Annotated in this window: 6 protein-coding genes; 2 read left to right on the forward strand and 4 right to left on the reverse strand. The window is 75.9% G+C overall.

Annotated features, from left to right (window positions below; translation table 11 throughout):
* From ACTUAL_RS15270 to ACTUAL_RS15280, 3 genes are all read right to left on the reverse strand, one after another.
* Nucleotides 1-1621, reverse strand: a 1621-nt coding sequence (locus tag ACTUAL_RS15270) for a M20/M25/M40 family metallo-hydrolase (protein WP_440900720.1), incomplete at its 3' end; no start/stop codon positions are given.
* A gap of 100 nt (nucleotides 1622-1721) precedes the next feature.
* Nucleotides 1722-2810 carry a hypothetical protein gene (locus ACTUAL_RS15275; protein ID WP_440900721.1) on the reverse strand — a complete coding sequence of 363 codons (1089 nt, stop codon included), beginning with the start codon at nucleotides 2808-2810 and terminating at the stop codon, nucleotides 1722-1724.
* Nucleotides 2807-4429, reverse strand: a complete 1623-nt coding sequence (locus ACTUAL_RS15280) for a hypothetical protein (protein WP_440900722.1) — start codon at nucleotides 4427-4429, stop codon at nucleotides 2807-2809. Before ACTUAL_RS15280 ends, ACTUAL_RS15275 begins: the two co-directional genes overlap by 4 nt.
* Before the next feature lie 390 nt (nucleotides 4430-4819).
* On the opposite strand from ACTUAL_RS15280, the gene ACTUAL_RS15285 reads away from it, so the two are divergent.
* Nucleotides 4820-5395: an NUDIX domain-containing protein gene (locus ACTUAL_RS15285; RefSeq protein WP_096497679.1), complete on the forward strand. Its 576-nt coding sequence runs from the start codon at nucleotides 4820-4822 to the stop codon at nucleotides 5393-5395.
* Between the two features lie 429 nt (nucleotides 5396-5824).
* On the opposite strand, the gene ACTUAL_RS15290 is transcribed toward ACTUAL_RS15285, so the two are convergent.
* Nucleotides 5825-6778, reverse strand: coding sequence for a hypothetical protein (locus ACTUAL_RS15290; protein WP_440900723.1), 954 nt, complete (start codon nucleotides 6776-6778; stop codon nucleotides 5825-5827).
* A gap of 418 nt (nucleotides 6779-7196) precedes the next feature.
* Here ACTUAL_RS15290 and ACTUAL_RS15295 point away from each other — a divergent pair.
* Nucleotides 7197-7802 (forward strand): MHYT domain-containing protein (locus tag ACTUAL_RS15295; RefSeq protein ID WP_440900724.1); only part of this gene is annotated, 606 nt, incomplete at its 3' end.

Here is a 7802-nt window from a genome sequence, read left to right on the forward strand (position 1 = left end):
CGGGCAGCCTGACCAGCAGCGGGGCCAGCAGCACCCCGGCGACCCCGGCCAGCCCGACCCCGGCGACCAGCAGCGGCGTGCCCAGCGCCACCAGCAGCGTGCCGACCACCGGCGGGTACAGCGCGGCGGCCACCAGCGGGGCCAGCGACTCCAGCAGCGCGGACCGGCCGCCGCCCTCCTCCCGCAGCGCCGCCCACCACAGCGCGGGCAGCCCGGCCAGCAGCGGCCACTGCAGCAGCCACGTCGCCCCCGGCACCAGCACCGCCGCCGCCACCAGCGGCAGCGCCCCCAGCAGCAGCCCGCCCGCCACCAGCTCACCGGGCCGCCGCCCGCGCAGCACCCGCGCCGCCACCAGCAGCGCCGCCAGCCCCAGCAGGCAGAACCCGGCGGTGAACCAGCCGGGCTCGGCCGGGTTGTCCAGCGCCGCGAACTCCACCCTCGGCTGGGCCCGCGCCACCACCCGCCACCCCAGCAGCGCGGCCACCGCCGCCACCACCACCGCGCCCAGCAGCACCCCGAAGACCCGCAGCACCCCGCCCGCGCTGATCCGGCCGCGCCGCGCCCCCACCACGACCCCGGCGACCAGGCCCAGCGCGGTCACCACCGCCAGCCCCACCGCGAACCACACCGGGTAGGCCACCTGCACCCGCGAGAACAGGTCGAAGTAGACCGCGTCACCCCCGGCGAACCCCGAGGCCACCAGCCCCGGATCGGCGTTCCCCAGCGCCCGCACCAGCCCCAGCACGGTCTCCCCGTGGTGCTGGAGGCTGCCCTCGTCCAGGCCCTCCGGGGTGTCCTCGATCGAGTGGTAGTCCTCGACGTGCTCGATGAACGCGCTGTTCAGGCCGTTCGCGCCCGCGTCGGTGAACACGGTGAAGTCGCTGTAGTTCGGCATCAGCCGGTACACCTCCTTCGCGAGCGAGTTCCCGATCGGCCTGCTGCTCGCGCCCGCGAACGCCGACACCAGCGGCCCGTTGCCCGCGCCCGTCTCGAACATCCACACCGGGCCGCCGCTGCCGCGCGCCTCGAAGTTCAGCACCGCCGAGAACCCGGCCACGCCGTGCCGCGCCACGAACGCCCGCGCGCCGACCGAGCCGCTCTCCTCGCCGTCGGTGAACAGGAACACCACGTCGTCGCGCACCCCGCCGGACGCCCCCAGCGCCCTGATCGCCTCCAGCACCGCCGCGACCGCCGCCCCGTCGTCGGCCGCGCCGGGGCCGGTGGGCACCGAGTCGTGGTGCGCGACCACCAGCAGCGCCCGGCCGCCCGGCGCGGTCCCCGGCACCCGCGCCACCACGTTGTGCACGACCGCGTCCCTGGTCACGCCGCGCTCGGGCAGCTCGACCAGCACCCGGTCGGTCTCCTCCACGACCTCGGCGCCGTGCCCGCGCGCGATCCCGGCGATCACCGAGCGCACCCGCGCGTTCTCCTCGCTGCCGATCGGGTGAGGGCGCTGGGCGATCTCCCGCAGGTGCGCCATCGCCCGCCCGGACGAGAAGTCGCCGTCCGGCGCGTCCGCCGCCACGGGCTGCGGCGGGCGGAACGCCAGCGCGGACAGGACGCCCACCGCGGCGACCGCCAGCAGCAGGGACAGGACGCGGAGCAGCCGCACGCCGACCATCCGGCGACCCTAGTGCGGCCCGCGCCCCCGGCCGGGCGTCCCGGTGCGCGCAGCTGCGGAGATCCCTGCACACCCCGCAACCACACCCCCTTAAGGGAGGTCACTCGTCGGCGGGAACGCGCAGCCAGGCGGGGGCGCTGAAGCCCGTCTCCGGCACCTCCACGAGCGCCCGGTGGAACCCCGGCAGCCCCGCTCCCGGCGCGGTCGCCTCCCGGTGCAGCCCGTCCGAGAGGGCGAGCGCGTGGTCGGCCCTGGGCGCGTCGCGCAGCGCCTCGCGCAGGGCGCGCGAGTCCACCAGCCGGTTCACCGCGATCGTGGCGTCGCCGACCCACCCGTTCACGCCCGGCTCGACCACACCCCGGTCCAGGGCGACCCGCAGCCGCAGCCGGGAGTGCGCGTCCAACCCGAGGTTCACCCCGCGCAGCGCCAGCGCGAACCCCTCCACCAGCCGGGGGACCGCCGTCAGGGGGTCGAGCCCGGACGGCAGCACCGCGAACTGGCCGTCCCCGGCCTTCTGCCGCGCCACCGCGGACTCCTCCACGCCCGCGTGCGCGAGCACCACCCGCAGCACCTCCACGAACCGCGCCTGCGCGGCCTTGGCCTCCTCGGGCGTGAACCGGCTGTACCGCTCCACGTCCGCGACCAGGCACAACCGCTCGGCCCGACGGGAGGCGACGCGCGCGGACGGCGTCGCGGGGGAGGCGGTCGGGTCGGCGGGCAGGACCAGCGGGAACACCCAGGGCACGTCGGCGGTGGCGTGCCCGAGCGGCCCGCGCCCGAGCCCGCCGAGCCGGGGGCGCAGGTAGGAGGCGTCGAGCCGCAGCGCGAGCCGCACCTCGCGCTCCTCGCGCGTGGACGGCACCACGAGCCGCAGCCGCAGCGGCCCGCCGGGCAGTCCGGGGCCGGTGAAGTCGCCCGCGTACCAGGTGAACCGGGCGCCGCCGATCCCGGACACCCGCACCCCGGCGGGCCCGTCCAGCCCGACCGCGGCCGTGTCGGGCGACAGCTCGCCGCGCACGAACGCCACCGCGTACCGCCACCCGCGCGGCAGCGCGCCGAGGTCGAACACCACGTCGACGGCCACCGTGCCGTCCGGGCACAACCGGGCGGTGGGCACGCAGTCGACCACCGCGACCTCCCCCCGCCCACCCCCGACCAGCACCCGCCGTCGGGCGTGCGGCCTGCTCACGGGGCACACCCCGCGGACGTTGCGGACGCCGCGGGCGCCGCACACGCCGTGGACGCCGTGGACGCCGTGGGCGGCGTGGACGCCGTGGGCGGCGTGGACGCTGTGGGCGGCGTGGATGCCGCGGACGCTGTGGACGCCGCGCACCTCGCTGACGCCGGGTACCTCGCGCACCCCGCGCACGCCCCGCCCGGTGACCGGGGGACGGCCGATGCGGGGCCGGAGGCCGCCTGTCGACTGCCCGCCCGTCCACCGGCCACCTGCCCGCTGGCCATGGCCGCCTGCCTGCCGGCCGCCTGCCTGCTGGCCACCTGCCCACTGGCCACCTGCCCACTGGCCACCTGCTTGCCGCCCGCCTGCCTGCTGGCCACCTGTCCACTGGCCATGGCCGCCTGCCCGCTGGTCGCCTGCCTGCTTGCCGCCTGCCTGCCACCCGCCTCTCCGCTGCCCACCTGCCTGCCAGCCGAATCGGCTTCCAGTGCGAACGCCGCGCTCGTCGCGGCCGGAACCGGTGGCGCTTCCGGTGAAATCGGCTCGATTAGTGGGGTTGCCAGGGCCGAAAACGGTCGATCGGGGAGTGCGCGAGCCCCGCCCAACTCCAAATCGGCCCCCGAAATCGGTCCGACCGCCGAATCCGCCGTCATTCCGGCGCCCGCCCCCGCCTGCGGTACCGGTCGCGCGCTCCGCGCCCGCCCGGCTCCGGGGGATTCCGCGCCCCGATCCACCCCCGTTCCCGCCGAATCGCCCGAGTTCGCCCCCCGGATCGCCGCCCGCACGCCTGAACCGGGGTCCGCTCCCACCGTCGATGCCCACCCCACGTCCCGGAAGGCCGACCACCCGGCCGCCCCGGCGGCCACCTCTGCCGTGCCCACTTCCGCCACGCCGACCTCCGCCACGCCCGTGCCCACCGCCCCCGCTCCCGCCCCGACCGCCTCCCACGCCACCGCCGCGTGCGCGGCCACGAGCGCCGCCCCCGCCCGGCCGCGTGCGATCTGCTCCTCGGTCGCCGCCAGCACCTCCCGCACGTCCGGGTCGGCCGCCAGTTCCAGCAGTCGGTCGCGGAGGCGGTGCGCTCGCGCGTCCACGCAGACCAGCTCGTGGTGCTCCCGGTGCCGCAGGCGGCGGTGCGGGCTGCCCGGCACCGGTTCCGGGCCGAGGACCTCGACGCCCAGCGGGGCGAAGCGCGCCGACGCCACGTCCTCGGCCAGGTCGGCCGCGCCCAGACCGGTCAGGGTCGACGCCAGCGCCCGGCGCAGGCACTCGGCCGCGTCCTCCCGGTACGCGCCGCAGTCGAACCACCGCCGCAGCTCCGCCAGCGAGCGCGCGGGCACCTCCCCGTCCAGCTCCGCCAGCGGCCCCGGTCCCCAGCCCGCCCACCGCTGCCCCCGGAAGCCGAGGCCGCGCAGCACGTCGGAGGCGGGAGGGTGGCCCCGCAGCACGTCGCCGACCGGTCCGAACACGCCGCGCTCGGCCCGCTGCTCGAACAGCACCCGCGCGCCGCCCGCCCTGATCAGCAGCACCGCCGAGAACGTCACCCGCACCATCCGGGGCCCACCCGCCGCCCAGGCGCGCGGCCCCCGCCCGCCGCCCCTGCTCGTCGTCCGCTGCGCAGGCACGCTCACCGCGACCAGCCCCCTCCCGCTCGTGCATCCGGAGAACACCCCCTGAAAACGTTTGCCAGGGTGCAGTGTGCACCGGGCGGGCGAATTTGTGCGACCTCGGCGCAGAACGTCCACTAAGTGGCCGGGAATTGTCCTTCAGGCGTGTTCGCGGGTCGCCGCAGGTGGCCGGGGGTTCGGGGCGTCGGACTGCGGTTTTCCGGCGTTGTCGCAGGTGGTGGCGGTGGTCGTGGTGGTGGCCAGATCGTGGCCAATGCCTTGCCAGATCGCTGCCAGGTGTTCTGCATCGCCCCCGGATGCTTTACCGTCGATCGCGCGGGCCTTTCCGGTTGTCCACGAATTGGCCGCCTTGTGGGGGGTTGGGAAACGCGACCGAGTGGTTTCATGGTGGGCATGGTGGCTGAATTCGCGGACGGGGCGGGGGCCCTGGTGGTGTGGCAGCGGCTGACCACGGAGGTGGTGCGACGGGGAGAGGCGTTCGACGTGGTCGAGGACGTGGTGCTGCGGCCGGACGGGGAGCGGGAGGTCAGGGCGCACGTCGTGGTGCGGCCCTCGGTGGCGGTGCTGGCCCTGGACGAGCGGGACCGGGTGCTGCTCACCCGGCAGTGGGCCTACCCGCACCGGTGCACCCAGTGGCGGCTGCCCGGCGGCCCGGTCGCGCCCGCCGACGCGGGCCCGGAGGAGGCCGCGCGCCGGGAGCTGCTGGAGCGCACCGGGCTGGAGGCGGACGGGTGGGAGCGGGTCGGGGTGGTGCACGGGGCGGACAGCGTGACCGACCACGCCGAGCACCTGTACCTGGCGACCGGGCTGCGCGAGCGCGCCGAGGGCGGGGGAGCGGTGTGGCGGCCCGCGTTCGAGCACGCGCTGGAGCTGGTGGACCGGGGGGCGATCCCGCACGCGGGCAGCGCGCACGCCCTGCTCGCGGTCGCGCTGCGCCGGACCCGGCGGCGCGGGCTGGAGGTGGCCTGAGCGGTGGGCGGGCCCGTTCCGCCCACCGGAGACGCCTCGGCCGGGGCGCCGCTCGGATCGGGGCTCACCCAAGCCGGCCGAGGGTCCTCCGGGACCGAAAAGCATCGGATCGGTGGGCCATCGGGGTGGAAAAGCCCTCCGCCGGTATGCCACCGGGGGTGGCGAGCGCTTGCGGGGGTAGTGGTTCGACCCGAGGAGCGGCGTGCTGTTCGGGCGCCCGGCCGGGAGGGCGCCGCCGCTCGGGGCGGGTGAGCGCAGGCGGAGGGCTGTCGGGGCGGAGGAGGCCGGGATCGGGGTGCGATTCCGGTGGTTTCCGGCTCGCGAGGGGTGTCCTCCGCCCGCTCCCCGGTTGAACCGGGGGGCTTTCGCCGCGCGTTCGACCCGCTTCGTCGAGGGCCGGACGCGCGATCGACCCGGTGGGGAGCCGGGTCAGGGCAGGCGCCACTGCAGGCCGTAGCCCCGGTCCGGGCGCAGGCCGCTCGCCGCGTACTTCACCTCGCCGATCGAGTCCACCTCGATCAGGTCGGGCTCGGGCGCCGGGTCGTCCGCGTCCCGGTGGTAGGCGCCGTCCACCCGCCACACCCGCTCCGGTGGCCGCTCCTGGCCGAACCGGACGGTCAGCCGGAAGTCCGCGCACGGCCGCTCCGGCCAGAACACGTAGCTCGGCTGCATCTCCTGCCCCCTCGGCAGGCTCACCTGGAGCGAGAAGTCGTGCTCCTCGCCGAGGTCGAGCGGTCGGGGGAGGCGCAGGTGCAGCAGGTGCCGCCGGGCCGACGGCTGCTCCTGGGCGATCCGCTCGACCCCGTTCACCACCTGCACGTCGAGCGTCCCCGGCGGCCCGCCGGGCGTCGCGGGCGGCAGGCTGATCGACCAGGTGATGGCCTCCAGCCCGTCGACCCCGGACACGACCGTGCGGTCCTCGGTGCACACCGGCGTCGGCCCGTCCAGCCGCAGCACCGCCTTGAACCGGGAGAACCACCACGGCGGCGCGTGCTCGCCCGGCGTCGCGACCGGCGCGGGCGCGGCGATCTCGCCGACCTCGGCGAGCCTGGTCAGCGCCTGCTCGACCCGCCTGCGCGCGGTGCGCTCGCCGATCCGGTACTCGTCGGCGAGCCAGTTGATCCGCTCGCGCAGGAACGGGTCGCGCGCCCTCTCGTGCACGGCGAGCGCGACCAGCGCGGCCACCCGCATGTCCTCGGGCAGGTCCTGCGCGGCCAGCACCGCCCAGGCCACCACCTTCTCCCGGACCGCCGCCGCCCCGTCGCCCGCCTCGACGCCGCAGACCCCGCGCAGCTCCGGGCCGACGTGCCGGTCGATCGCGGGGACGTGCACCCCCCTGCTCCGGCTGAGCTCCCGGAGTTCCTTCACCAGCGCGTCCGTCATCGGTCCCCTCTCGCGCCGCCGCCGCACCGGCCCCGTGGTGAACGGCGCGCGCCGCCGCTGCACTCGGTTGCACGTGCCGTCGTTGTCGAGGCCCCGACGTCGATCGTTACCCACCGGGACCGGTCGGGCACGCCCCGGCGGGGCGCGTCGGCGCGGCGCCCCGACCATTACCCGAAGATTATTCGGGTAATTCCGGGAGCCCGCGTCCGCCGGACGCGTTGAATTGATCTTGAATCGCGGACCGGACCTCGTGGCGCTGCGTGCCGGTGGTGCTACGCACGGGATTTAAAACCCCATTAAATATCTCAAGTGGGTGAACTTCTGTTAGTCCGAACTAGTGGTGCGCGAGTGCGCGCGTTACTAACGGACAGCACATCCAGCACCGACGACGGGACCGGCACCTGTGAACCACGAAACGATGCAGCACTTCACCTCGGGCCCGTGGATCGTCCTCATGTCCTACGTGGTGTCCGTGGTGGGGTCGCTCATCGGCCTGTCCTGCACGGCCCGCGCCCGCCACGAGGAGACCGAGCGCAGCAAGGTCGTCTGGACCGTGCTCGCCGCGTTCTCCATCGGCGGCGTCGGCATCTGGCTCATGCACTTCGTGGCCATGCTGGAGTTCCAGCCCGGCGCCACCAGCTACTTCTCCGCGCCGCTGACCGCGCTGTCCGCGCTGCTGGCCGTCACGTTCATGGGCGGCGCGCTGGCGATGATCACCCTGACCCCGGTCACCCGCGCCAAGCTGCTCATCGCGGGCGCGGTCTCGGGCCTGGGCGTCGCCGGGATGCACTACCTCGGCATGGCCGCGGTGAGCTTCAAGGGCACGCTCAGCTACAACCCGCTGCTCGTCGTGCTGTCGGTGCTGATCGCGATCGCCGCCGCGACCGCCGCGCTGTGGTTCACCGTGGTCGTGCGCACCGCCCTGGCCTGCGTCGCCGCCGGGCTGGTGATGGGCCTGGCCGTGGCGGGGATGCACCACACCGGCATGGCGGCGGCGACGGTCGAGCTGAACGCCGCGCTGCCC

This window comes from Actinosynnema sp. (assembly GCF_052038725.1).